Here is a 25,210-nt window from a genome sequence, read left to right on the forward strand (position 1 = left end):
CTGCAAGTGGAGGGATGAATCGTTCGGTATGGGCCAAAGAATGCTATACGGCTATACCCTCGAGTGTCGCTCTGCAGGAGAGCCATTTCTGAGTAAAATGCCAGGAACTTCCTGTTTCGATATTGCATAAACGGATGACATGTGATACGATAAGAACATACGTTCGGAGGTGTATCATGAAGCGTATCAGAGGATACCGGTATCGCGCATATCCAGACCGGAAACAGCAGGCGTTCTTCGCACGGACCTTTGGGGCCTGTCGTTTTGTATATAACTACTATCTTGAACAGAAGAAAACGTTTTGGGAGGAGTGTCATGACACGCTGAAATACACAGAAGAAGGCAGAGATCTGTCCCATCACCTGAAAAAGGAGGCACCATGGCTGAAAGAAGCTGACAGCATCGCGCTGCAGCAAGCCCTGAGACACCTGGAACAAGCATATGAGAACTTTTTTCAGAAGCGAGGAGGGTATCCGAAGTTCAAAAGCAAACGGCATGCTCAGAGTTACCGAACGATGAATGTAAATGGCAGCATCCGGATCGGAGGAGACCGGATCCGGGTACCGAAAGCGGGAGAAGTTAAGATCCGAAATACAAGAGTCTTTGACGGAAGGATCCTGTCGGCCACGGTATCCATGACAGCCAGCGGGAGGTATTACATCACGCTGCAGGTAGAGGAGGAGGCAGAAGTGCTTCCGAACAAAGGAGGAGAAACGGGGCTGGATGCTGGGCTGACGGTCCTGTATACTGATTCATCCGGGAAGAGCGTTCCGAACCCAAGGACACAGAAGAAGCACGAGAAGAAGATCGCAAGACTTGCGAAGAAGCTGTCGAGAAAGAAGAGAGGTTCGAAGAACCGGGAGAAGGCAAGGAAGAAACTTGCGAGAGAACAGGAGAAGGTAGCAGACATCAGAAGAGACTATTTGCATAAGGAGACCTGTCGGCTGGCGAACGAGAACCAAGTCGTCTGCGTAGAGGATCTGAATGTAAAAGGGATGATGAAAAACCACAGGCTCGCCAGGTCCATCGGAGACGCGTCGTGGGGGGAGTTCTACCGGATGCTGGAATACAAGCTGGCAGATCATGGCGGGGTACTGGTGAAGGTACCGCGGACATTCCCGTCAAGCCAGCAATGTTCGTGCTGTGGAAAGAGAAACACGGGGGTCAAGGATCTTTCGGTCAGGAGATGGAAGTGCCCGGTGTGTGGAGCGCTGCATGACAGAGATGTGAATGCAGCGATCAATATACTGAAGAAAGGGAAGGAGATCCTGGCGGCATAGAGCCTCTGGGACGAAATATCGTACCGTGGGTCGCACGGGAAGTAAAGCCTGTGGAGAGAGTGTAAGACGGAGTTCCCAAGGGAACCTGCAGTTCTCGATGAAGCAGGAATCCCCCACTTCAAATACGCGTCAGTGTATTAAGTGGTGGGAGCGTTCAAAACGCCATACGGATCAATCAGTGTATTTCGGGACCTTCGCTCATATATGAATTGAATCTGAGCCGTCCCACGGTCACGCAGAACCTGAGCGAACTGCTGGAAGAAGGACTGATATTCGAGAACGGATCCTTTGGGAATAAAGGATGTTTTTTGACTGCAAGATCATACTCGGCGGATATGTCGGGGCGCACCTCAAGGATCATATGAAACAGATCCGGTCGATGGTGGCAGCAAGAGATCCATTTGATGATAATGCGGATTATCTGGAAGCGTGCACTATAAAACGCTGGTACGGTACATCAACTTTGAGGATAAGGGCATGGTGCTTGGATATGGCTGTGGTACTCCCGGAATGACCAAAAGAAGTAAATATATGCATGAAGCATATGAATTGGGAAGAACATTATAGTTTTGTATGCGATTAGTTGCCTGATCAAGATCAATCATTCACTTCACATTTCTGAACGGAGTTGCCGGAAGGGAGCACACACTGGAGCACGCAGTCGATTCTGCGAAAAACTTCAGCCAGTGCAAGCCGATGGTTGTCGGGACAGGCAGACTGACCTTGTTTTCGGGGACGCCTTTGCTTGAGGAAGCGCAGCGGAGGGAGTTTACACCGCTCACTGAATATGAAGGAAACGGAGCATAACAGAGCGGCGATTGAGGCTGCACTTCCGTAAACAAGAATTGTTCCTGCAGCATGGTGTTCTCTGTACATTTGTGCTATAATACAATCTCAGCACGGCTGATCCTGATGGAGATCGGAAACAGGCTGCGTGGAAGATAGTTGGCATACAGGCGTCTCGCTTGTATTATTTTGCGTAATGATGTATAATATTCTCATAACGTAAAGAAAAAGAGGTGTCGACATGAGAGATATGAGTTACCTGAAGGACATGCCGATAGCCATTCTGGGCAGCGGCGCGGTAGGAAAGACCCTGGCCGCTGACTGTTGGACGTGATCAGCACGGACATCGGCCAGGTGGTGAAGGGGGCAGGTATTATCTGCATCTCCACCATATCCTGGCGGCACGAGGCTTTGTTCGCCAAGCTGATCCCGCATCTGGAGGATGGCCAGGTGGTGATGATTTTCACCGATAACTTCGGCACGCTGCTTCTGCGGAAGATGATGCGGGAGGCCGGATGCGAGAAGGATGTGATCATAGGGGGATGGGCCTCTGCGCCTTACGGTACCCGAGTCGAGCAGGTGAATGGACATATGTTCCCGCACGTAGGGGTCAAGTACCGTGCGATCACCTTGCGGGGGGCAGCGCTTCCGGATAAGGATACGGAGGCGTTTCTGGAGGCCTCTCGCTATCTGCCTGCCATGGACTGCGTCACGGAAGGGGATGGACCAGCCAGGGGAGACACGGTGATGGACATCAACTTTGCCAACGTGAATCCGGTGATCCACGTTCCGGCTTCTGTGCTGGGGGTATCCACCATGGAGAATTGGGGTATTTCTTTTGGCGGCTACGACAAGACCACCTACTCCATGTATTGCCACGCGTTGTGCCCTTCTATCTGTGAAGTACAGGTGCAGTTCTACAACGAAGAGATCGCTCTGGCAGAAGCTCTGGGAGTTGGGACCCCCCGCTATAAGAAGGAAATGTTTTTCTCCAGGCGCAGCATCCTGACCCAGGAGTACATGGGGTTAGATGCGGAGGGCAACGACAATGTCGTCTTCCCGCTGGAGGAACCTTCTGACGAGGGGAACTCCGGGCCGGACAGCATCCATCATCGTTATATCACAGAGGATATCCCGGTAGGCTGCAAGATCTACCATGACCTGGGGGTCGCCTATGGCGTGCCCACCCCTATTATTGACGCTATGATCGTCATCGGAGGCGCCTTTCACCAGAAGGATTTTCTGGCAGAGAGTCGCTACTCGCTGGCGTATCTTGGCATCGACGATATGGACAAGGTGAGGTTGAATGAATATCTGCGATATGGAAATTAATATAAGAGAGGGGATAGAGATAGTATGGCCAAGAAACCGAAAACTGTGTTCGTCTGCCAGGAGTGTGGCTACGAGAGCCCCAAGTGGATGGGGCGCTGCGTATGCGGTGCCTGGAATTCTTTTGTGGAGGAGAAGGTGCTCCCCTCTGACATCAGCGAGGATCCGCGGCGACGAGGCAAGGCCCCGGGTGCCGGCGGAAGCACAAAGCCTTCTCAGCTGAAGAATGTTGGCTCTGCGGATCATCAACGGATCGATACCGGGATCCGGGAACTGAATCGGGTGCTGGGAGGCGGACTGGTGAAAGGTTCTCTGACACTGATCTCCGGAGAACCCGGGATAGGGAAATCCACGTTGATTATCCAGGCGGCCCAAAAAATCGCAGAGAAGGCAGGGCCGGTTCTCTATGTATCCGGTGAGGAATCAGAGGAACAGATCAAGATGCGCGCCGACCGTGTCTGCGGGAAGCTCAGTGATGCACTGTTCGTGCTGGCAGAGACCAATATGGAGAACATTCAGACCGCCTGTGAGACGGTCAAGCCGGTCTTCCTGGTCATCGATTCCATCCAGACGATGTATACGCAGGAACTGGATTCAGTACCCGGCAGTGTATCGCAGGTCAGAGCCTGTGGTAACCTGCTGATGCGCATCGGTAAGGGGGCAGATATCCCCGTGTTTATCGTGGCCCACGTCACCAAGAGCGGCGAGCTGGCGGGCCCCAAGATCGTAGAACACATGGTGGACTGCGTGCTGAATTTTACCGGAGAGCGCGATCACGACATTCGGATCCTCCGGGCCTACAAGAACCGTTTCGGCACTACCAGTGAGATTGGGGCCTTTCAGATGGAAGAGGCTGGGTTGATCCAGATCGAGAACCTGTCCGGAAGTCTGTTGGAAAATACCAGCGAGCAGGCCGAAGGATCGGTGATCACGGCGATCTACGAGGGAAGCCGGCCGGTGTTCATGGAGATCCAGGCATTGGCGACGCCGGCTAACGTGGGGTTCGCCCGCAGGACAGCGGTCGGTGTGGATCACCAACGGCTCAGTATGATCCTGGCGGTCCTGGAGAAGAAGCAGGGGATGCCGCTTCTGAACCAGGATGTCTATGTGAATGTTGTCGGAGGGCTTCGACCTGACAGCACCTGCGTGGACCTGGCAGTGGCCTTGTCGGTGTATTCCTCGGTAAGGGGGATCACTCCGCAGAAGCGCACAGTGGCCATCGGTGAGGTGGGCCTCACCGGAGATCTTCGGTCGGTGCAGAACGCAGAGAAGATCGCAATAGAGGCAGATCGACTGGGGTACCAGCAGATCATCATGCCGGCCAAGAACGCCGGACGCATGAAAAAAGACCTGGCAGGAAGCTGCCAGATCATCGGTGTACGGACGCTGTCCGATGCCATCGGAGTATACAGGGGCTAGCCTATGTGGGCTGGCCTTTTCGTTTTTCGAGGGGAAGCTGGAACCAGAAGGTGCTTCCTTTTCCTACGGTGCTCTGTACGTCGAACTCGGCTTTGTGGAGGCAAAGAATCTCCTTCACGATGGAGAGACCCAGACCGCTGCCTTCCGTGGTACGGACATGATGGGTGCTTGACTTGTAGTAGCGTTCCCAGACGTGGCTGAGTTCCTCAGGCGCGATGCCCTGACCGTGGTCGGTTACGGAGAACCGAACCTTGCGTCCAGTGCGCTTGAGGGAGACCAGGATGACCTTGTCTTCCCCGCAGTACTTGACTGCGTTGTTCACCAGGTTGATCATCACCTGTTTCAGCTTGTTCTCGTCGCCGTTTACCAGGAGCGGCTCCTGTGGCGCGCTGAAGCGGATGTCGTAGCCCTCGTTGTCCTGCAGGATATTGTAGGAGGACATGATGGCGGCGGCAGCTGCGGAGAGGTCAAAGACGCTCTTCTCCAGCACGATCTTATGAGATTGCATCCTCGACAGATTCAACATGTCGTTGACCAGTTGATTCAGACGATCGGTCTCATCGATAATGACCCCCAGGTGTTTGTTTCGTTTCTCCGGATTGTCGCCGGAAAGATCACGGATCATCTCTGCGTAGGACTTGATCATGGTCAACGGTGTCCGGAGGTCGTGGGAGACATTGGCTATGAGGTCCTTCTGGTACATATCTGTGCGCTCCAGCTCTGTTTCTGCCTGGGTCAGGGTGTCTGCCAGTTCGTTGATCTCACTGTAGTGACCCCGTTGGAATTTCACGTTATAGTTGCCCTTGCCCATCTCCGCTGCTGAGGCGGTGATGGCCTTGATGGGCCGTGAGATGCGGGTGGACAGGTAAAGGGACAGTGCCAGTGCCAACAGGATCGCAATGATGGTGACGTACAGCAGCTGTATCTTCAGGATGTTGATGGTGGACCCCACGGGGAACAGCGGAGAGAACACGAATAGGAGGTACCGGTCTGCAGAGTCAGACAGGGTGCTCCCGCTTAACTCGCAGACATACCCTAAGGTGCGGTTTTTCATTCGACCGCGAGTCGTGGTCTGCGCTGAGTGCAGGGCGCTGTCCTCCAATTTGGTATAGAGATCCAGGATCTCGTCAGTGTAGCGGTTGAAGCCGTGGAATTCATCAAAATCATCACTCACATCGGAGTTGATCTCCGTAGTCCAGGTGTCTCTGTTCCAAATGATCACCGTCATATCACTGGTCTGGCATAGTTGGCGAATGCTCTTTCGCAGGTCGTCCATGTTTGAATTGTCTGATCGGAACTCAGTCTGGATGGTCCTGGCGACTTTGCCTATCTCATCGCGTTTCATACTTTCGTAGAAATAGCTCAGGAAAAATAACTGCAGCACCCAGATCAGAATCAGCAGGACTGCAGCAAAGGCTATGAAATTCAGCCACAGCTTGAACCGGATGCTGTGGACGTCCGGTTTACATCTCATCGGATTCAAACTTGTACCCCACTCCTCTTAAGGTCTTGATATAGTTTCTGTAAGGTCCCAGTGCATTGCGGAGATTCTTCACGTGCGTATCGATGGTTCGGTCATCGCCGAAAAAGTCGTACCCCCAGATATCCTGAAGGAGCTGATTTCTGGACAAAGCAATGTTCTTGTTCTCGATCAGGTAAAACAACAGATCATATTCCTTGGGGGTCAGTTCCACTCGCTTACCGTCTACACTGACGGTGCGGGCTGCGATGTTCACAGTAAGTCCGCCAAACTCCAGCACATCGGAGGCCTCCTGGGCCTGAGGAGCATGGTGTCGGCCCAGCACAGCGTGTATCCTGGCCATGAGTTCCTTGGGGCTGAAGGGCTTGACGACGTAGTCATCGATGCCCAGTTCAAAACCAAACAACTTGTCGTATTCCTCCCCTCTGGCTGACAGCATGATAACCGGAACGTCTTTGATTTTCTTGATCTCCTTGCAGGTGGAGTAGCCGTCCAGCTTGGGCATCATGATGTCCAGGATGATCAGGTCGTAGTCGTTCAGTTTGCAGAGGCCGACGGCGGTCATTCCGTCTTCGGCCTCATCGCACTCGTATCCGTTAAATTCTGCGTATTCCCGGATGACCTCCCGGATCTTGGGCTCGTCATCCACAATCAATAGCTTTTCCATCTAGAATAGTCCTCCTCTATAATACATATTCAGTATACAACACTAATATGATGATTCTATGTACATTCGATAATTGTTCTGAGAACATTGTAACACAAGTGAGAGGGCAATGGAGATGAAAAATGACAACAGGGAGCGCGTCTTGACGGTTTCGGATGGATGCGCTATACTGAAAAGTACGAATCCATGAAGAAAGGAGGAAAGACTATGCTCAGAAAGATAATCCGATTGCTGTTGACGCTGTTTGGCGCGGCACTTGGCTGTGCGGTCTGCCGGATCGCAGGGTATTTTGTGGAGCGGTCCAGAGAGGACATCGTCGGCATGTTTACAGACGTGCAGATCATGGGGATTTATATTACCTTCGCTATTATTTTTGGCTTTATATTTTTTCGTCTGACGCCGCTTCTGCTGAGACAAAGCAACAAGGTGGCAAACAATATCGAGAAGGACCTCAGAGGCGTATCCGGCAGCAAGATTTTCGCCGGTGTCGCCGGTCTTATCGCAGGCCTTGTCATTGCGTTCTTTATCTCGCAGATGTTCCGGTTCATACAGGATGACCTCCTGTATTCCATCATCAGCATCGTCATCTACGTTTTTCTGGGATATCTTGGTTTTGTGGTTGCTACCAGCAAACGGAACGAGTTGTTTCCAATGCTCAGCGCACCCCATGAACAGGAAGGAAGCGGGCCGGTACGTGTGGTCTCCGGCAGGAGAAAGAAACAAGACACGATCCCTAAGATCCTGGATACCAGTGTGATCATCGATGGACGCGTTGCGGACATCATGAGTACAGGGTTCATGGACGGGCCAGTGATCATTCCGGAGTTCGTCCTGGTGGAGCTGCGGCATATTGCAGATTCCTCGGACTCTCTGAAGAGGACCCGGGGCAGACGTGGCCTGGACATCCTGAAGAAGATACAGGCAGAGTTTGGCGTGGAGATCTACAACACGGACGGAGAGAAATCCCTGAAGGAGATTCCTGAGGTGGATGTGAAGCTGATCAAGCTGGCGCAGATCATGAATGGCAAAGTAGTCACCAACGATTACAACCTGAACAAGGTAGCGACTATCAATGGAGTTGAGGTCCTGAACATCAATAAGCTGGCCAACTGCCTGAAACCGGTGGTGCTGCCGGGAGAACGTATGACCATCAAACTGGTCAAGCAGGGCAAGGACAGCGGCCAGGCCATCGGGTACATGGATGATGGTACCATGATCGTGGCAGAAGACGGACGGAAGAGGATCGGAGATACGGTGGAGATCACTGTCACCAGCGTGTTGCAGACCTCGGCAGGACGGATGATATTCGGCAGAATAGGAAAGTGAGAAAACAATGATCAGGATAGGAACCGGTTTTGATGTCCATCGCCTGGTGGAGGACCGAAAACTGATACTGGGAGGAGTGGAGATCCCCTATGAGAAGGGGCTGCTGGGCCATTCGGACGCGGACGTGCTGGTGCACGCGCTGATGGATGCTATGCTGGGTGCGGCGGCATTGGGCGATATCGGCAAGCACTTCCCGGATACGGACCCCGCCTACAAGGGAATTTCCAGCATGGAGCTTCTGCGGCATACGGCGCGGCTTCTGGCGGAGCATGGCTATCGGCTTGTGAACGCAGACGTGACCGTCATCTGTCAGAGACCGAAGCTGCGTGGCTATATCGAGGAGATGCGGATCCAGGTGGCTTCGACGCTGGGGGTATCCCCGGGGCAGATCAGCATCAAGGCGACGACCACAGAGAAACTCGGCTTTACGGGCCGGGGCGAGGGCATCGCAGCGGAAGCGATATGCCTGATCGAGACAAAGCAAGTATTATTATAAGGAGAGAAATACACCATGAGACTATCACAGATGCACATCAAGACATTGAGAGAAGTGCCAAACGAGGCGGAGATCCCCAGCCACATCCTGCTCCTGAGGACCGGTATGATCCGTAAGCTGGTGTCCGGCGTGTACGGGTTCATGCCCTTTGGCTGGCGCACCGTGCGGAAGATCGAGCAGATCGTCCGGGAGGAGATGGACGCTTCCGGCGCTCAGGAAATCCATATGTCAGCAGTACAGCCGGCAGAGTTATGGGAGGAATCCGGAAGATGGAACGCCTATGGCCCGGAGCTTTGGCGAATCAAGGACCGGAATGGCAGGGATTTCTGTCTGGGACCCACCCACGAGGAAATCTTTACGGACATCGTCCGGAACGATATCTCCTCTTACAGACAACTCCCGGAAATGCTGTACCAGATCCAGACCAAATACAGAGATGAGGCAAGGCCGCGGTTTGGTTTGATGCGCAGTCGTGAGTTCATCATGAAAGATTGTTACTCCTTCGACACCGATGCGGAGGGGCTGGACAGGAGTTATCAGATCATGTACGATGCTTATGATCGGATTTTCCGCCGCTGTGGACTGACTTTCCGGCCGGTAGAAGCGGATTCCGGTGCCATTGGAGGCAGCAACTCCCATGAGTTCACTGCTTTGTCCGAGGTAGGAGAGAGCGATATCGCCTACTGCGAGCATTGTAACATGGCAGCGACTACGGAGCGGGCAGCCTGCGTGGATGCACCTGCGCAGGAGGATGTGGAGATGCTCCCCATGGAGGAGAAATTCACACCGGGCACAAAGACCATCGAGGATGTGGCCAACTATCTGGGGCTTTCCCAGGAGCAGACCATCAAGGCACTGCTGTTTGTCACCTACGATGAGGAAGGCGAGGAAAACGGATATGTGGCAGCCTTTGTCCGGGGAGACAGAGACCTGAACATGACCAAGCTGGTGAATGCTCTGGATATCGCAGAGCACCAGATCGAGTTTGCAGACGAGGAGAAGATGGGGGCGGCTACCGGCTGTGTCGGAGGATTCACCGGACCCACCGGGCTGCATGATTGCACCTTGGTGGTGGACAGCGAGCTGCCGGGACTGAAGAACCTCTGTGCCGGAGCCTGTAAGGAAGACCACCATCTGATCAACGTGAACTATGGAAGAGATTACAAGGCGGATATCATTACTGACCTGAAGGTACTGAAGGAGGGAGATCCCTGTCCGGTCTGTGGCCAGCCGGTGAAGCACGCCAGAGGCATCGAGGTAGGACAGGTGTTCAAGCTGGGCACCAAGTACTCCGCCTCCATGGGCGCTACCTATCTGGATGAGAACCAGAAGGAGCAGCTCATCGAGATGGGCTGCTACGGCATCGGCATCACCAGGACCATGGCGGCCATCGTGGAACAGCATCACGATGAGGATGGTATTATCTGGCCAATCTCAGTGGCGCCGTACCACGTGATCATCACGCTGGTAAAACCAAACGACGAGGCTCAGAAGGCACTGGGTGAGAAACTCTACGAGGATCTGCAGAAAGCTGGTGTCGAGGTACTGCTGGATGATCGTAAGGAACGTCCAGGGGTCAAGTTCAAGGATGCGGATCTGCTGGGCATTCCTGTTCGGATCACCGTCGGCAAGCTGGCCGGCGAAGGAAAGGTGGAGTACAAGCTCCGCAGAGAGGAAGACAAGGTAGAGATCTCCGTAGAAGAAGCGCTGGAGAAGACAGTAGCGCTTGTGAACAGTGAACGCAGAGGATAGGAAACAAGGAAATATACCCACCTACTGGCAGTTGTTCTGGACGTTTTTCAAACTTGGACTGTTTACCATCGGTGGAGGCATGGCCATGATCCCGCTGATGCAAGGAATCATCGTGGACAGGCATCACTGGATGAGCGAGGAGGAAATTGTGGACTGCATTGCAGTCAGCCAGGGCCTTCCGGGGGTCATTGCCATCAACATGGCCACCTACATCGGCAAGCAGAAGAAAAACGTGCCGGGCAGTATCGTGGCCACAGTAGGTGTGATTCTCCCGAGCTTTCTCATCATCATCGCGGTGGTGGAAGTGCTCCGTCAGATCGGTGACAGCCGGTATATACAAGGCGCGCTGGTTGGGATCAAAGCTGCAGCTACAGGTTTGATCGCTTACTCTGCCTTCAAGGTGGGGCGACAGGTGCTGCACAGCGTGTTTGCCTGGATTCTGGCAGTAGCAGCCTTCGGGCTGATCACCTTTGGCGGGATCAATGCAGTCTGGGTGATCCTGGCCGGGATCGTTCTGGGACTCGTGTACACAGGATGCCGAAGGGCACCGGGAGAGGGGGAAGAGCGATGATCTATCTGAAACTCTTTCTCGTGTTTGCCAGGATCGGCCTGTTCGGGTTTGGGGGTGGCATGGCCATGCTGCCCATGATCTACCAGGGAGCGGAGCACTTCGGTTTGATGAGCCGGGAGGACTTCTCGGATCTGGTAGCCATCTCTCAGGTGACGCCTGGACCCATAGCCGTCAATGCGGCTACCTATGTGGGCTATCACGCGGCAGGTGTGCCGGGAGCTGCAGTGGCTACTCTGGGGGTAGCATTACCCTCCTTCCTGCTGGTGTTGCTGGTCTGCTATTTCATAACAAGATTCCGGAACAGCCAGCTGGTGGAAGGCGCATTTACAGGGATCCGTCCGGTGACTGTAGGACTTATCGCCTCGGCAGTGGTGTTTATGGGACAGAGTGCCTTCGGTGCGATGGCGGGCAATGTGGTTTCTGGAGCAAGCGTGGCAACGGTTCTACCGGTCGTACTGTGCGGACTCAGCGTTCTGCTTGTTGGCAAGTGCAAGATAAGCCCGATCGTGATCGTGATCGGAGCAGGAGTGATAGGAGCGATACTATGTGGGTAGGAGGAGTCAGAGTCATTCTGGTGAATGAGAAGAACGAGTTGCTGATGCTTTGTCAGCACCACGAAGACAGAGATATCTGGATGCTCCCTGGCGGCGCCATCGAGGATGGGGAAAACTCTATCGATGCGGCCATCCGCGAAGTAAAGGAGGAGACGCATCTGGATATTCAGATCACAGGAGTCGCCTGGCATGTAGAAGAGGTATCTCCTGAGCGTGGACAGCGTTTTGTGAATTATATGATCGGCGAGATCTCAGGCGGAGAACTGGCTCTGGGGTATGACCCGGAGCTACCGGAGATGAAGCAGGTCATGAAGGAAGTCCGGTTTATGTCCCGGGAGGAGATCGATCAGGTGGAGAACCTGTATCCTGCCTTCCTCAACGAGGAGGTGTGGGATGTGCTCCAGGAGAAACATGACGGACGCACCTATTATAAACTGAGGGAGCCGTGGAACAAGGACGGCATGCTGAAGGACAAGAAAGGAAGAATAGGATGAAAACGATTATCATCGAAATGGAAAACGGCGGCGTGATGAAGGGCGAACTGTATGACGACATCGCGCCCATCACAGTTGAGAATTTTGAGAAGCTGGCAGGCGAGGGGTTCTACGATGGACTGACCTTCCACAGAGTCATTCCGGGATTCATGATCCAGGGTGGCGATCCGGCAGGCAATGGCACAGGTGGTCCTGGATACACCATCAAGGGAGAGTTCACCTCCAACGGCGTTCAGAATGACCTGAAACACACCACAGGTGTGCTGTCCATGGCCAGAACCATGGTTCCGGATTCTGCAGGCTCCCAGTTCTTCATCATGGTCGCGGACGCACCACATCTGGATGGAGAGTATGCGGCTTTCGGCAAGATCACCGAGGGCGTGGATGTCGCGCTGGATATCGCAAAGGTTCGGACCGATTACATGGACAAACCGCTGGAGCCGGTGGTCATGAAGAAGGTTACAGTGGAGTAAGGAGTGCTTACGATGAAGGTTTACAATACATTGACAAGAAAGAAAGAAGAACTTGTGCCCATTCGAGAAGGTGAGATCTCCATGTACGTATGCGGACCCACCGTATACAACTTCTTCCATATCGGAAATGCCCGGCCTTTGGTGGTCTTTGATACGATGCGCAAATACCTGGAGTACCGGGGTTACAAGGTGAAATATGTCCAGAACTTCACCGACGTGGATGACAAGATCATCAATCGCGCCAAAGAAGAAGGAATCACCGCTCCGGAGGTCTCCGAGAAGTATATCAAGGAATATTTCAACGACACGGCTGCGCTGAATGTGCGCAAGGCTGACGTGCATCCAAAGGTCTCGGAACACATTCCGGAGATCATCGCTTTTGTACAAAGCCTGATCGACAAGGGATATGCCTATGAGGCAGATGGAGATGTCTATTTCTCCACCCGTAAGTTCCCGGAGTACGGCAAGTTGTCCGGCCAGAATATCGATGATCTGGAAGCAGGCGCCCGGATCGCCATCGGGGAAGTCAAGGAAGATCCTCTGGACTTTGCCCTCTGGAAGGCACGCAAGGAAGAAAGCGAGATCGCCTGGGAATCCCCCTGGGGCATGGGAAGGCCCGGATGGCATATCGAGTGCTCCACCATGGCCAAGAAGCATCTGGGAGACACCATCGATCTTCATGCCGGCGGACAGGATCTTCAGTTCCCTCATCATGAGAACGAGATCGCGCAGTCCGAGTGTTGTAACGGAGTGCCCTTTGCTCACTACTGGATGCACAACGCCTATATAACCATGGACAGAACCAAGATGTCCAAGTCCAAGGGGAATTTCTTTACCGTACGAGATATCCGGAAAAACTACAGCGGTGAGGAGATCCGTTTCTTCCTGCTGTCCGGCCAGTATAGAAGTCCCATCGATTTCAGTGAGGATTTGATGAAACAGGCCAGGGCATCGCTGGAGCGCATGAAGAACTGCAAGGAGAACCTGAAGTTCCTGGCAGAGCAGGGCGCAGAGGGCGACATGACAGAGGAAGAGAAGGCAGCGCTGGCGGGCTATGATACGTATCGGCAGAAGTTCATTAAGGTTATGGATGATGATCTGAATACCGCCGATGGAATCAGCGCTGTGTTCGAGCTGATCACCGCTATCAATACCGCCGTGAAGGGCGGTGCAACCAAGGCCTTCGCCCTGGCTTCTGAGAAGACTCTGATGGAGTTCTGTGACATCCTGGGGCTGTTGCAGCAGGAGGAGGAAGCCGGCATTGATCCTGAGATCCAGGCACTTGTGGACGAGCGACAGGAAGCCCGCAAGGCAAAGAACTTTGCCAGAGCGGATGAGATCAGAGATATGCTGAAGGCACAGGGAATCACGCTGAAGGATACCCCGCAGGGCGTGCAGATCATCAAGGAGTGACATGCAGAATCTAGATCCAAAGGTAACCAACACGACGGCGCTGGCCTATATGGGCGACGCCGTCTATGAGGTATATATACGAAATTTCGTGATCGAGCATGGCCCGACACGGGTGGATGCTATGAACCGCAAGAAGATCCGCTATGTATGTGCAGACGGACAGGCCCGGGTGGCCCGGGAGATGCTGGCATCGGGGTTCTTGTCGGAAGAAGAAGCACGGCTTGTGAAGCGGGCGCGCAATCACACCCAGACCCCCAAGCCACGAGGCACCACGCCCATGGACTACAAGTTGGCTACGGGGTTTGAGGCACTGGTCGGCTACCTGTATCTGGACGGGCAGACAGAACGGCTGCAGGAAGTGGTAACAGAAGCTATGCGGATCATCGAAGAGAACTAGATCGCCTGCGGGCGGTTCTGATTAAGGAGAGAGTATGAGCAAAGCAGACGTGTTGTTCGTGGATATGTGCCGGGGTATCCTGGATCATGGGTTTTCCACGGAGGGAGCACAGGTGAGGGCCAGGTGGGAGGACGGTTCCCCGGCTTACACCATCAAGAATTTCGGGGTCGTGAACCGCTATGACCTTTCAGAGGAGTTTCCGGCGTTGACCCTGCGGCCCACCGCCATCAAGTCAGCCATGGATGAGATCCTGTGGATCTGGCAAAGGAAATCCAACAATATCCATGATCTGAAACCACATATCTGGGATGAGTGGGCAGATCCCGATGGGAGCATCGGCAAGGCGTACGGCTATCAGATGGCCCGAAAATACCGGTTTGGGCAGGGTGAGATGGATCAGGTGGATAACGTCCTCTGGCAGTTGAAGAATGCTCCCCAATCCCGTCGCATCATGACGAATATATACAATTTCGATGATCTTTCGGAGATGAATCTGGAGCCGTGCGCCTACAGCATGACCTTCAACGTGACAGGGAACAGGCTGAATGCGATTCTGAACCAGCGGTCTCAGGATATTCTGGCGGCCAACAACTGGAACGTGGTGCAGTATGCGCTTCTGGTGATGATGTTCGCCCAGGTGTCCGGCTTTGTGCCGGGAGAACTGATCCACGTGATCGCTGATGCACATATCTATAACCGACATGTGCCGGTGATCCGGGAACTGATCGAGCGTCCCCAGTATCCGGCTCCAATGGTGACACTGAACCCGAAGGTGAATGACTTCTACGAGTTTACCACCGACGACCTGATTGTAGAGAATTATCAGGCCGGGCCGCAGGTAAAGAATATACCAATTGCAGTGTAGTATGCGGAGGTGGAGTGTGCACAACGATGAACTGATGAAAACACCCCGGCTGGGGTTTGGCATGATGCGATTGCCAAAGAAAGGGCTGCGGTTTGACGAGAGTCAGATCAGAGCCATGGTGGATACGTTCATGGAGGCGGGGTTCACTTATTTTGACACAGCGTACGTATATCCGGGATCGGAGAAGGCTACCCGAAAAGCGCTGGTAGAGAGGTATCCCAGGGAGGCGTTTACCCTGGCATCCAAGATGTATGCTCTGCCGGGAATGCCGGAGGCTGCCGTCAAGCGGGAATTTCGTGTGAGCCTCAGGCAGGCGGGAGTGGATTTCTTTGACTACTATCTGCTCCATTCGCTGATGGACAACAATTACAGGAAATACGAGAAGCAGAAACTTTGGGAATTTGCAATGGAGGAGAAGGCGAAGGGGAAGATCCGTCATGTGGGGTTTTCCTACCACGATGGGCCGGAGCTTCTGGATCAGATCCTGACACATCATCCGGAGACGGAGTTCGTTCAACTGCAGTTGAACTACCTTGACTGGGAGGATCCCAAGGTATGCTCTCGGGCGAACTACGAGGTGGCACGGGAGCACGATGTACCCATCGTCGTCATGGAACCGGTGAAGGGCGGCAAATTGGCTGACCCGCCGGAGGAGGTCAGGCGGCTCATGCTGGAGGCTGATAACCGCGCTTCTTATGCCTCCTGGGCGATTCGTTTTGTGGCGGCGCTGCCGGGAGTCATGACGGTGCTGTCAGGTATGTCGACTCTGAAACAGGTCGAAGACAACGTGGCGTATATGAAGGGATTTCGGACTTTGTCTCCGGAAGAAGAACAGGTGATCCACCGGGCTCGGGAGATCATGACCGGAATGGGCGAGATCCCTTGTACCGACTGCCGTTATTGTCTCAAGGGATGCCCACGGAATATCCCCATTCCGGAGATCTTCGCGTCGGTGAACAAGTCCGGATGCACGCCGGCCCAGGCGCGCCGGGCAGCAGAATGTGTAGAATGTGGTGCCTGCGAGGCGGCTTGTCCACAGCACATTGGGATCATAGAGGAACTGAAGAAGTGTGCAGGGACAGGAGGAGAAGCGAGATGAATCTGATCGTTGCAGTGGATAAGAACTGGGGCATCGGGAAAGATGGAGAGCTCCTGTGCCATCTGTCCGGTGATCTGAAATTTTTCAAGGAGACCACCATGGGGCATACCGTGGTTATGGGGCGGACGACGCTGGAAAGCCTGCCAGGACGACGCGGGCTTCCGGGGCGCAGGAACATCGTGCTCACCAGGCAGGAGGGCTATGCGGCCGAGCGAGTGGATACGGTGGTGCACAGTCTGGAGGAACTTTGCGGTGTGCTGGAGCACGATCGGGATGCGTTCATCATCGGCGGAGCAGAAGTTTACAGGCAGATGCTCCCGTATTGTAATACATGCTACGTGACGCGGATCGAGGAGTCCTTTCCGGCAGATCGGTATTTCCCTGATCTGGATGCGGACGAGGATTTTGTTATGACCTGGGAGAGCAGCAGACAGGAGGAAAACGGGATCGTATACCGTTGGGTTAAATATGAAAGAAAACAAAAGTGATATGCTCATCGGGCGCAACCCGGTGACGGAGGCGCTGAAGAGCGGACGTGAGATCGAGAGGCTGGTAGTGCAGAAGGGAGCAGGAGGATCCATCGGAAAGATCCTGTCCCTTGCAAAGGATCGGGGCGTTCTCGTGCACTATCAGGATAAGGAACTCCTGGATAAGAAGGCAGGGGGTGGCCGGCATCAGGGCGTCATCGCTTACGTGGCGGCGCATCGGTATGCGACCGTGGATGATATGTTTGCTCTGGCAGAAGAGAGAGGAGAAGCTCCCTTTCTTATCGTTTTGGACGAACTGGAGGATCCTCATAATCTGGGCGCAATCATGCGGACGGCAGAGTGCGCAGGTGCCCATGGCGTGATCATCTCCAAGCACCGGGCCGGAGGACTGACCGATACGGTGGCCAAAGCCTCCGCAGGTGCGGTGGAATATCTGCCCTGTGCCAGAGTGACCAACATGGCCAGAACAGTGGAGGATTTGCAGAAGCGGGGAGTTTGGGTCTATGCTTGCGATATGGATGGGACGGACTACAGGGCGCAGGATATGAAGGGACCTGCCGCCCTCGTAATCGGTAACGAAGGCAGCGGCATCAGCCGACTTGTGAGGGAGAAGTGCGATTTTGTGGTCTCCATCCCAATGGTAGGGAAGATCAATTCACTGAACGCTTCCAATGCTGCCGCCATTCTGATGTATGAGATCAGGAGACAGAGAGATGGCAGATGAACTGAACATGTTGACCGACGATGAGCTGGCACGGATGGCACAGGAGGGAAGCAGTACTGCGGAGGAGTACCTTCTCCGAAAATACATGCCGCTTGCCCGGGGGAGGGCCAGGGCCTATTTCATAGCGGGCGCAGACAGTGATGACGTGATCCAGGAGGGGATGATCGGCATCTTCAAGGCCATTCGGGACTATGATCCGGAAGGTGGCGCATCCCTGAAGACCTTCGTGGAATTATGCGTCAATCGACAGATCATCACAGCTATCCGAAGCGCCAACAAGCAGGGGAACCGGGTGCTCAGCGAGTCGGTCTCTCTGGATGAGCCGGACGCAGCGCCGCTATACAAGGATGTACCCGACACAGATGCGGTGGATCCGGCGGCACAGGCCATGCTCCGGGAGCAGGTGCAGCGGCTGGAACGAGATGTGCGTCAGTTACTGAGTCCGTTTGAGTTTGAGGTGTGGGAGCACCTCAGGCAAGGGCTCACTTATCGGGAGATCGCTACGCTTCTGCACAAAGCCCCCAAGTCCGTAGATAACTCGATTCAGAGAATTCGACGGAAACTGAAAGGCTACATGGAAGAATGATTTGTAAAATCAAAAAACAATTAAAAAATCAATTGACAAGTCGAAAAAAATATAGTACGATTTAAATGTTGCGATAAGCTGTTGTAGCTCAGGTGGTAGAGCGCATCCTTGGTAAGGATGAGGTTCGGCAGTTCGAATCTGCTCAACAGCTCCAAGCAAGTATAGGGCGGAGCGTATAACTCCGCCCATTATAGAATTTTGAGAGTTTTTTAAAGGAGTGGAAAAATGGCAAAACAGAAATACGAGAGAACCAAGCCGCATATCAACATCGGAACAATTGGTCACGTAGACCATGGTAAGACAACTCTGACAGCTGCCATCACCAAGGTACTGCATCAGAGATACAGCCTGGGCGAGAACGTTGAGTTCGACCAGATCGACAAGGCACCGGAAGAGAAGGAAAGAGGAATCACCATTTCTTCCGCACACGTAGAGTATGAGACCCCGAACAGACACTACGCACACGTAGACTGCCCGGGCCACGCAGACTATGTAAAGAACATGATCACCGGAGCAGCGCAGATGGACGGAGCTATCCTGGTAGTAGCTGCAACAGATGGACCGATGCCGCAGACCAGAGAGCACATCCTGCTGTCCAGACAGGTAGGCGTACCTTACATCATCGTGTTCCTGAACAAGTGTGACATGGTAGATGACGAGGAGCTGCTGGAGCTGGTGGAGATGGAAGTCCGCGAGCTGCTGACCGAGTACGAGTTCCCTGGCGATGACACACCGATCATCAAGGGATCCGCGCTGAAGGCACTGGAAGATCCAGCTGGAGAGTGGGGAGACAAGGTTGTCGAGCTGATGGAAGCCGTAGACGAGTACATCCCCGAGCCGGAGAGAGACAACGACAAGCCGTTCCTGATGCCGGTAGAGGACGTCTTCTCCATCACCGGACGTGGAACAGTTGCGACCGGAAGAGTAGAGAGAGGAATGCTGAAGGTAGGCGACGAGGTGGAGATCGTTGGACTGTCCGACGAGAAGAGAAAGGTGGTCGTCACCGGAGTCGAGATGTTCAGAAAGATCCTGGACCAGGCAGAGACCGGAGACAACATCGGCGCACTGCTGAGAGGCGTACAGAGAACCGAGATCGAGAGAGGACAGGTTCTGGCAGCACCGGGAACCATCCATCCGCATACACAGTTCAAGGGCCAGGTATACGTACTGAAGAAGGAAGAGGGCGGAAGACACACCCCGTTCTTCAACGGATACAGACCGCAGTTCTACTTCAGAACAACCGACGTAACCGGCGATCTGAAGCTGCCTGAGGGCACAGAGATGTGCATGCCTGGAGATAACGTAGTCATGGAGATCAAGCTGATCACCCCGATCGCGATCGAGGAAGGACTGCGCTTCGCTATCAGAGAAGGTGGCAGAACCGTAGGATCCGGTGTTGTAACCGAGATCATCGAGTAAGGTTTGCTTCTGTAATTGAGAAATGGGGCCGTCGCGGAAGCGACGGCCTTTTTCGTAGGAACGACAAGGTACGAGCAGAACCCCGAACAGAAAGGACTATCCTATGAGAATCCGTTATGGTGGTACATACAGTGGGAATCCAGCGGATCTGCCTCAGCGGGAACATATGCCCGGGGCGGTTCGTTTTCGGGAACCGGAGGATCCGGCGGCGCTGGGGCGCGAGGCAGCCAAGTTCGCCCTGGGTGCCCTGTTTCCGGCACTGATTGTGTTTCTGCTGGCGGGTGGGGTGGATGATCCTGCAAAAGGCGTCCATTTTCTGCTTGGAGCGATCCTTGCGGCAGCGGCTGCCATCCCTCATGAGCTGTTGCATGCTTTGTGCTTTCGGGAGGAGGTGTATATGTACACCAACTTGAGGCAGGGGATGCTTTTTGTGATCGGAACGGAGAGTATGACGAAGGTGCGGTTTATCGTCATGAGCCTGCTTCCGAACCTGGTGCTTGGGATCGCGCCACTGGTCATCGGTCTGCTCTGGCCGCCGCTTATCGTTCTGGCGTATATGGGGCTGGTGGGGATCCCTATGGGAGCCGGTGATTATCTGAATGTGTGGAATGCCTGCAGGCAGGTGCCCAGAAATGGCCGGGTTTATCTCAGCGGTTTCCACAGTTACTGGTATGTGTAGAAGCACAAAGTTTTTTTGCGTTTCCGACCGTTTTCATGGAAAATCGGTTGACATTGACAAGCATTTTGGGTATACTTATATGGCGACTTTATGAGAATCTTGATACAGGGCCGGTTTTCCGGCTCTGAGTTTTGGTTAGAATACGGAGGAGAAACATGAGAGTCAAGGTAACATTGGCCTGCACAGAGTGCAAGCAGAGGAACTACAATACGATCAAGAACAAGAAGAACGACCCTGATCGTATCGAGCTGAAGAAGTACTGCCGCTTCTGCAGAAAGCAGACTACACATAAGGAAACCAAATAAGAGGTGCCCGTGATGGCGAAAGCAAACAAGAAAAACAATACGGATACCAACAAGCGCATGGAACAGGCCAAGAAGATGGCGGCTCGTTCTGCCCAGCAGAAGAAGAAAGGCTCCACCAAGGAGTACTGGAAAGGTGTCAGAACAGAGATGAGCAAGGTCATCTGGCCCACCAGGAAAGAGCTGGGAGCGTACACTGTGGTAGTGATCGTAACGTGTGCATTCTTTGCGCTTGGATTCTGGGCAATCGATTCCGCATGGCTTGCCGGACTGAAGGCGATCCTCGGGATCACATTAGGTTAGTGTAATTTCTGATAGAGTAAGAGGGGAAATATGGCGGAAACGGAAAATAGAACCACCACGAATGTCCTTTCTCCCCGTGAGGAAGAGGGCATCAGAGGTGACGGCCAGGCCAGATGGTACGTGGTCCATACATATTCCGGACACGAAAACAAGGTGAAAATGAATATCGAGAAGATGGTGGATAATCGTGGAATGCACGACATCATCCTGGATATCGTTGTGCCTACTGAGGAGAAGATCCTGATCAACAGCAAGGGTCAGAGAGTCCACAAGACCAGAAAACTATTTCCCGGATATGTGATCATCAAGATGGTGGTCACCAACGAGTCCTGGTACCTGGTCAGAAATACGCAGGGTGTAACAGGCTTTGTGGGCCATGGGACCGATCCGATCCCTCTCACACCGGAAGAAGTTGCACGCATGGGAATAGAGAAGATCGATATTGATCTGGATGTCAAGGTGGGAGACGGTGTCAATGTGACGAGTGGGCCGTTCGCCGGGCAGTTTGGAAATGTCCTGGCGATCAACCCGGAGAAGCAGGTTCTCACAGTCAACCTCATGATGTTCGGTCGAGATACACCGGTCGAGATCGAGTTCGGCCAGGTGCATAAATTAGACTAAAGGAAAGGAGGATTCAGGATGGCAAAGAAGGTTTCGGGCTATATCAAGCTTCAGATTCCTGCAGGAGGAGCGACCCCGGCACCACCGGTTGGACCGGCTCTGGGACAGCATGGTGTTAACATCATGGACTTCTGCAAGCAGTTCAATGCCAAGACTCAGGATCAGCCTGGAATGATCATCCCTGTCGTTATCACAGTATACGCAGACAGATCATTCACGTTCATTACCAAGACTCCGCCGGCAGCAGTACTGCTGAAGAAGGCAGCTGGTATCGACAAGGCATCCGGTGAGCCGAACAGGACCAAGGTCGCTACACTGACCACAGCGCAGTGTGAGGAGATCGCGCAGACCAAGATGGCAGATCTCAACGCGGCAAACCTGGAGGCAGCCACTGACATGATCAAGGGAACTGCCAGAAGCATGGGAATCGTAGTCGAGGATTAGTAGTTGGGAGAACAGACATCTCTGGCCTGAGATCGTCGTTCGGTTGTACCACAAGGAGGTAAGAAATGGCTAAAAGAGGCAAGAATTACAAGGCCAACGCAGCAAGTTTGACAAGGCGAAGCTGCACGAGGTCAAGGAAGCTCTGGGCATCGTTCTGGAGACATCCACTGCGAAGTTTGACGAGACAGTAGAAGCACACATCAAGCTGGGCGTTGACGGAAGACACGCAGACCAGCAGGTCAGAGGTGCGATCGTGCTGCCTCACGGAACAGGAAAGAGCAAGAGAGTTCTGGTATTTGCAAAGGGACCTAAGGCTGAGGAAGCTGAGGCTGCCGGTGCTGACTTTGTCGGTGCTGAGGAGATGGCGCAGAAGATTCAGCAGGAGAACTGGTTCGATTTCGACGCAGTCGTAGCTACCCCGGATATGATGGGTGTGGTCGGAAGACTGGGAAGACTGCTCGGACCTAAGGGCCTGATGCCAAACCCCAAGTCCGGTACTGTTACCATGGACGTTACCAAGGCTCTGTCTGAGATCAAAGCCGGTAAGGTCGAGTATCGTCTGGACAAGCAGAACATCATCCACACTGTGATCGGAAAGAAATCCTTCGGCGAGGAGAAGCTCGAGGAGAACTTCAAAGCACTGATGGACGCCATCATCAAGGCGAAGCCGTCCACAGCCAAGGGACAGTATCTGAGAAGTGTGGTCGTTACATCCACCATGGGCCCTGGTGTCAAGGTGAACCCGGCAGTGATCGGACAGTAACGTAAACTAACAATCGAAATCAACACCGTAGACAGCGGGTGCGCAAGCTTAATTTCCCGCCGAGGTACAATATATACAGAATATTGACCTCGCCTCCTGTCTGCGACACAAGGGCGAGGTTATTCTTGTTGAGTACCAAAACCATCCGTGAGCCGCAAGGCTCCAGAAAGGAGAATAATGTCTGAACAGGCTAAGAAAGCAAAACAGATCATCATCGATGAGATCAAAGAAAAGCTGGACGGTGCTCAGTCTGCAGTTCTGGTAGAGTTACATGGGAATCACTGTGGCACAGGCTGATGCAATGAGAAAGAAGTTCAGAGAAGCAGATGTCGACTACAGTGTCTACAAGAACACACTGATGAAGAGAGCTGTGGAAGGAACTGAATTCGAGAAGCTGTCTGACTGCATGGCAGGGCCGAGCGCAATCGCCATCAGCAAGACCGATGCTACAGCTCCGGCCAGAAATCGTGAAGGAGTGCATCGACGAGTTCAAGAAGATGGAATTCAAGGCTGGCGTTGTAGAAGGAGAGTTCTACGATCAGGATGGTATCCAGAAGATCGCCAACATTCCGTCCAGAGAGGTCCTCGTTGCCAAGTTCATGGGAAGCATCCAGTCGCCGGTTGGCAAGTTCGTCAGAACACTGGCTGCGATCTCTGAGGCAAAGGCCGAGGGTGTGGTGCAGAGGCTGCTGCTGAATAATTCTGCACAAAGGTATACTTCAGAAATAGATTTAAAAGGATCATGAAGATCGAAAGGAGAAATAATAATGGATTAAGGTCAGATATTGAAGCGATCAAGAAATATGTCGGTACTCGATGCTGAACGAGCTCGTAGAAAGCATGTGAAGAGGAATTCGGTGTTTCCGCAGCTGCTCCGGTTGCAGTTGCAGGCGCTGCTGCTGGTGGAGATGCTGCTGCAGAGCAGACTGAGTTCACCGTCGTTCTGGCTAGCGTTGGAAACGACGAAGATCAAAGGTCATCAAGGCTGTCAGAGAGATCACCCGGCCTGGGACTGGAAGGAAGCCAAGGCTCTGGTAGACGGAGCTCCGGCTAACGTCAAGGAAGACGTTGAGAAGGCTGAGGCTGAAGAAGCTGAAGGCTAAGCTGGAAGAGGTTGGCGCAACTGTCGAAGCTGAAATAGGGAGACCTAACCCAAACCCCGCGAGCCGAAAGGCGACGCGGGGTTTGTTGGTAGGTCAGCCGTCAGGGACGCCCGGGAGCTTGACCTAACCAGTTTTGTGACAGAGGCTGTCTGCATTGTGTGCGCAGCTTTTTCCATATCAAGGCACCGCACGCAGGGGGATGGTCTGTAGGCTGTCCAAAAGTGATCCCTGTTCACGAAATATGCTTTCTCATCAGGTTGCGGGACAAACGTTCCGCAACCTGCGGATTTTTTCTTGATTGCGGAACAAATTTCCGCAAATAAGTCAATTTCTCCTGTTTGGCGGAACAACAGTTCAGTTCCTCCGCCGTAACCATATTATCGAAGGAGAGCCGGGCGGTTGGAAGGACTCTTCTGAGGAAAACCCAAAAGAAAATTATCTGTCTTTTCCTAATTACTTCTTTGACGATTTGACACGAATGCAGTATAATATTAAGACTGCCATGCAATGTAATTTTAGAGGATTTTAAGGAGTGATAAGAGAATGCCAAAACCGATCCAAGTTGGTAGAAAAGAACGTATGTCCTTTGGGAAGATCAATGAAGTCGGCACCATGCCTAATTTGATCGATGTCCAGACCAGTTCTTATAACTGGTTCATCAAGGAAGGGCGAAGGAAGTTTTTGACGACATTTCACCGATCAGGATTTACGCCGGGAATCTGAGTCTCTCATTTATCTCCCATACTCTGGTTGAACCTCCAAGTACAGCCAGGAGGAGTGTAAGGAACGGAACGTGACTTATGCAGAAAGACTGAAGGTCAAGTTTGCCTTACCACAAGGAGACCGGTGACATCAAAGAGGAGGAAGTCTTCATGGGCGACTTCCCGCTGATGACGGAAAAAGGGCACCTTTATATATAATGGCGGCCGAGCGAGTGATCGTCACGCCAGTTGGTTCGTTCTCCCGGACCTTACTACGATGTCATCACCGATGACGCTGGCAAGAAACTCTACTCCTCTCAGATCATTCCGAAATAGAGGAGCATGGATAGAATATGAGACGGATTCGGAAGAGGTGATCTACGTCCGTGTTGACAGGAATCGTAAACAGCCGATGACCACACTGTTGAGAGCCCTTGGCATGGGTACAGACGAGGAGATCCTGTCCACCTTCGGTGGAGACCCCCGCCTTTTGAAGACCATCGAGAAGGACCAGACCAAATCTTATGAGGAAGGTCTGAAGGAAATCTACAAGAAACTCAGGCCTGGTGAGCCGGAAAGCGTCGATTCCGCCAGGTCCCATTTGAATGGATTGTTCTACGAGAGCAAGAGATACGATCTGGCACACGTGGGAAGATTCAAATACAACAAGAAGCTC

General features: G+C 53.2%; 26 protein-coding genes, 1 tRNA gene, 4 pseudogenes and 1 other annotated feature. Of the genes and pseudogenes, 29 read left to right on the forward strand and 2 right to left on the reverse strand.

The annotated features are described in order from the left end of the window. Window positions 1-176 precede the first annotated feature (176 nt). The 3 genes from tnpB to radA all read left to right on the forward strand — a co-directional run bounded on the left by tnpB (window position 177) and on the right by radA (window position 4,814). Window positions 177-1,280, forward strand: coding sequence for an IS200/IS605 family element RNA-guided endonuclease TnpB (tnpB, locus tag P156_RS0110720; RefSeq protein WP_034802551.1), 1,104 nt, complete (start codon window positions 177-179; stop codon window positions 1,278-1,280). 1,116 nt (window positions 1,281-2,396) lie between these two features. Next, a complete protein-coding gene (locus P156_RS12520) occupies window positions 2,397-3,398 on the forward strand; it encodes an NAD/NADP octopine/nopaline dehydrogenase family protein (protein WP_369770549.1) in 1,002 nt (333 codons plus the stop codon). Between the two features lie 24 nt (window positions 3,399-3,422). Further along, window positions 3,423-4,814 carry a DNA repair protein RadA gene (gene radA, locus P156_RS0110735; protein WP_027870108.1) on the forward strand — a complete coding sequence of 464 codons (1,392 nt, stop codon included), beginning with the start codon at window positions 3,423-3,425 and terminating at the stop codon, window positions 4,812-4,814. 1 nt (window position 4,815) lies between these two features. Here the strand turns inward: radA and P156_RS0110740 are convergent, their stop codons facing one another. Continuing rightward, window positions 4,816-6,288: a cell wall metabolism sensor histidine kinase WalK gene (locus P156_RS0110740; RefSeq protein WP_051600920.1), complete on the reverse strand. Its 1,473-nt coding sequence runs from the start codon at window positions 6,286-6,288 to the stop codon at window positions 4,816-4,818. After that, window positions 6,278-6,961 carry a response regulator transcription factor gene (locus P156_RS0110745; RefSeq protein ID WP_027870110.1) on the reverse strand — a complete coding sequence of 228 codons (684 nt, stop codon included), beginning with the start codon at window positions 6,959-6,961 and terminating at the stop codon, window positions 6,278-6,280. Before P156_RS0110745 ends, P156_RS0110740 begins: the two co-directional genes overlap by 11 nt. Before the next feature lie 207 nt (window positions 6,962-7,168). Here P156_RS0110745 and P156_RS0110750 point away from each other — a divergent pair, with 207 nt between their 5' ends. The 26 genes and pseudogenes from P156_RS0110750 to P156_RS13215 form a co-directional block, all read left to right on the forward strand. Further along, window positions 7,169-8,287 (forward strand): PIN/TRAM domain-containing protein, encoded by a 1,119-nt coding sequence (locus tag P156_RS0110750; RefSeq protein ID WP_027870111.1) that lies wholly within the window; start codon window positions 7,169-7,171, stop codon window positions 8,285-8,287. Between the two features lie 10 nt (window positions 8,288-8,297). Next, window positions 8,298-8,783, forward strand: coding sequence for a 2-C-methyl-D-erythritol 2,4-cyclodiphosphate synthase (gene ispF / locus P156_RS0110755; RefSeq protein ID WP_027870112.1), 486 nt, complete (start codon window positions 8,298-8,300; stop codon window positions 8,781-8,783). Window positions 8,784-8,798: 15 nt separating this feature from the next. Then, window positions 8,799-10,535, forward strand: a complete 1,737-nt coding sequence (locus tag P156_RS0110760) for a proline--tRNA ligase (RefSeq protein ID WP_027870113.1) — start codon at window positions 8,799-8,801, stop codon at window positions 10,533-10,535. A 31-nt stretch (window positions 10,536-10,566) separates the two neighbouring features. Then, the gene (locus P156_RS0110765) at window positions 10,567-11,106 is read left to right on the forward strand and encodes a chromate transporter (protein ID WP_185752209.1); all 540 of its coding nucleotides are present in this window, start codon (window positions 10,567-10,569) and stop codon (window positions 11,104-11,106) included. After that, a complete protein-coding gene (locus tag P156_RS0110770; protein WP_027870115.1) occupies window positions 11,103-11,660 on the forward strand; it encodes a chromate transporter in 558 nt (185 codons plus the stop codon). The genes P156_RS0110765 and P156_RS0110770 overlap by 4 nt, the downstream gene beginning before the upstream one ends. After that, window positions 11,651-12,154 (forward strand): NUDIX domain-containing protein, encoded by a 504-nt coding sequence (locus P156_RS12525; RefSeq protein ID WP_051600922.1) that lies wholly within the window; start codon window positions 11,651-11,653, stop codon window positions 12,152-12,154. Before P156_RS0110770 ends, P156_RS12525 begins: the two co-directional genes overlap by 10 nt. Continuing rightward, on the forward strand, window positions 12,151-12,627 hold the full coding sequence (locus tag P156_RS0110780) for a peptidylprolyl isomerase (protein ID WP_027870116.1): 477 nt from the start codon (window positions 12,151-12,153) through the stop codon (window positions 12,625-12,627). Before P156_RS12525 ends, P156_RS0110780 begins: the two co-directional genes overlap by 4 nt. A gap of 12 nt (window positions 12,628-12,639) precedes the next feature. Then, window positions 12,640-14,040, forward strand: coding sequence for a cysteine--tRNA ligase (gene cysS / locus P156_RS0110785; protein ID WP_027870117.1), 1,401 nt, complete (start codon window positions 12,640-12,642; stop codon window positions 14,038-14,040). Between the two features lies 1 nt (window position 14,041). Beyond that, window positions 14,042-14,437, forward strand: coding sequence for a Mini-ribonuclease 3 (locus tag P156_RS0110790; RefSeq protein WP_027870118.1), 396 nt, complete (start codon window positions 14,042-14,044; stop codon window positions 14,435-14,437). Window positions 14,438-14,471: 34 nt separating this feature from the next. Beyond that, window positions 14,472-15,302 (forward strand): thymidylate synthase, encoded by an 831-nt coding sequence (gene thyA / locus P156_RS0110795; protein WP_027870119.1) that lies wholly within the window; start codon window positions 14,472-14,474, stop codon window positions 15,300-15,302. Window positions 15,303-15,318: 16 nt separating this feature from the next. Then, window positions 15,319-16,401 carry an aldo/keto reductase gene (locus tag P156_RS0110800; protein WP_369770550.1) on the forward strand — a complete coding sequence of 361 codons (1,083 nt, stop codon included), beginning with the start codon at window positions 15,319-15,321 and terminating at the stop codon, window positions 16,399-16,401. Continuing rightward, window positions 16,398-16,889 carry a dihydrofolate reductase gene (locus P156_RS0110805; protein WP_027870121.1) on the forward strand — a complete coding sequence of 164 codons (492 nt, stop codon included), beginning with the start codon at window positions 16,398-16,400 and terminating at the stop codon, window positions 16,887-16,889. The genes P156_RS0110800 and P156_RS0110805 overlap by 4 nt, the downstream gene beginning before the upstream one ends. Continuing rightward, a complete protein-coding gene (gene rlmB / locus P156_RS0110810) occupies window positions 16,870-17,613 on the forward strand; it encodes a 23S rRNA (guanosine(2251)-2'-O)-methyltransferase RlmB (RefSeq protein WP_027870122.1) in 744 nt (247 codons plus the stop codon). Before P156_RS0110805 ends, rlmB begins: the two co-directional genes overlap by 20 nt. Beyond that, complete coding sequence (locus P156_RS0110815) at window positions 17,603-18,199, forward strand: sigma-70 family RNA polymerase sigma factor (RefSeq protein WP_185752210.1); 597 nt, start codon at window positions 17,603-17,605, stop codon at window positions 18,197-18,199. Before rlmB ends, P156_RS0110815 begins: the two co-directional genes overlap by 11 nt. 77 nt (window positions 18,200-18,276) lie before the next feature. Further along, window positions 18,277-18,353: transfer RNA gene (locus tag P156_RS0110820), tRNA-Thr, on the forward strand. A 71-nt stretch (window positions 18,354-18,424) separates the two neighbouring features. Then, window positions 18,425-19,618 (forward strand): elongation factor Tu, encoded by a 1,194-nt coding sequence (gene tuf / locus P156_RS0110825; RefSeq protein ID WP_027868400.1) that lies wholly within the window; start codon window positions 18,425-18,427, stop codon window positions 19,616-19,618. A 103-nt stretch (window positions 19,619-19,721) separates the two neighbouring features. After that, entirely contained in the window at window positions 19,722-20,297 is a 576-nt protein-coding gene (locus P156_RS0110830; RefSeq protein ID WP_027870124.1) for a DUF3267 domain-containing protein, read from the forward strand. Window positions 20,298-20,452: 155 nt separating this feature from the next. After that, window positions 20,453-20,602: a 50S ribosomal protein L33 gene (rpmG, locus tag P156_RS0110835; protein ID WP_027870125.1), complete on the forward strand. Its 150-nt coding sequence runs from the start codon at window positions 20,453-20,455 to the stop codon at window positions 20,600-20,602. 12 nt (window positions 20,603-20,614) lie between these two features. After that, a complete protein-coding gene (secE, locus tag P156_RS12530; RefSeq protein ID WP_051600924.1) occupies window positions 20,615-20,902 on the forward strand; it encodes a preprotein translocase subunit SecE in 288 nt (95 codons plus the stop codon). Between the two features lie 30 nt (window positions 20,903-20,932). Further along, entirely contained in the window at window positions 20,933-21,523 is a 591-nt protein-coding gene (gene nusG / locus P156_RS0110845; RefSeq protein WP_081818553.1) for a transcription termination/antitermination protein NusG, read from the forward strand. A gap of 18 nt (window positions 21,524-21,541) precedes the next feature. Then, window positions 21,542-21,967 (forward strand): 50S ribosomal protein L11, encoded by a 426-nt coding sequence (rplK, locus tag P156_RS0110850; RefSeq protein WP_027870127.1) that lies wholly within the window; start codon window positions 21,542-21,544, stop codon window positions 21,965-21,967. Window positions 21,968-22,032: 65 nt separating this feature from the next. Next, a pseudogene (gene rplA / locus P156_RS0110855) lies at window positions 22,033-22,730 on the forward strand (50S ribosomal protein L1). Window positions 22,731-22,737: 7 nt separating this feature from the next. Beyond that, window positions 22,738-22,865 (forward strand) — a sequence feature (ribosomal protein L10 leader region). Between the two features lie 166 nt (window positions 22,866-23,031). Then, window positions 23,032-23,133 (forward strand): annotated as a pseudogene (rplJ, locus tag P156_RS13625) (50S ribosomal protein L10); the annotation flags it as partial. 40 nt (window positions 23,134-23,173) lie between these two features. Next, the gene (locus P156_RS13630; RefSeq protein WP_242838733.1) at window positions 23,174-23,476 is read left to right on the forward strand and encodes a hypothetical protein; all 303 of its coding nucleotides are present in this window, start codon (window positions 23,174-23,176) and stop codon (window positions 23,474-23,476) included. Window positions 23,477-23,533: 57 nt separating this feature from the next. Next, window positions 23,534-23,867 (forward strand): annotated as a pseudogene (gene rplL / locus P156_RS13210) (50S ribosomal protein L7/L12); the annotation flags it as partial. Window positions 23,868-24,376: 509 nt separating this feature from the next. Further along, window positions 24,377-25,210 (forward strand): annotated as a pseudogene (locus P156_RS13215) (DNA-directed RNA polymerase subunit beta); the annotation flags it as partial.

This window comes from Eubacterium sp. AB3007, assembly GCF_000688015.1.
Taxonomy (GTDB): Bacteria; Bacillota; Clostridia; order Peptostreptococcales; family Anaerovoracaceae; genus Aminicella.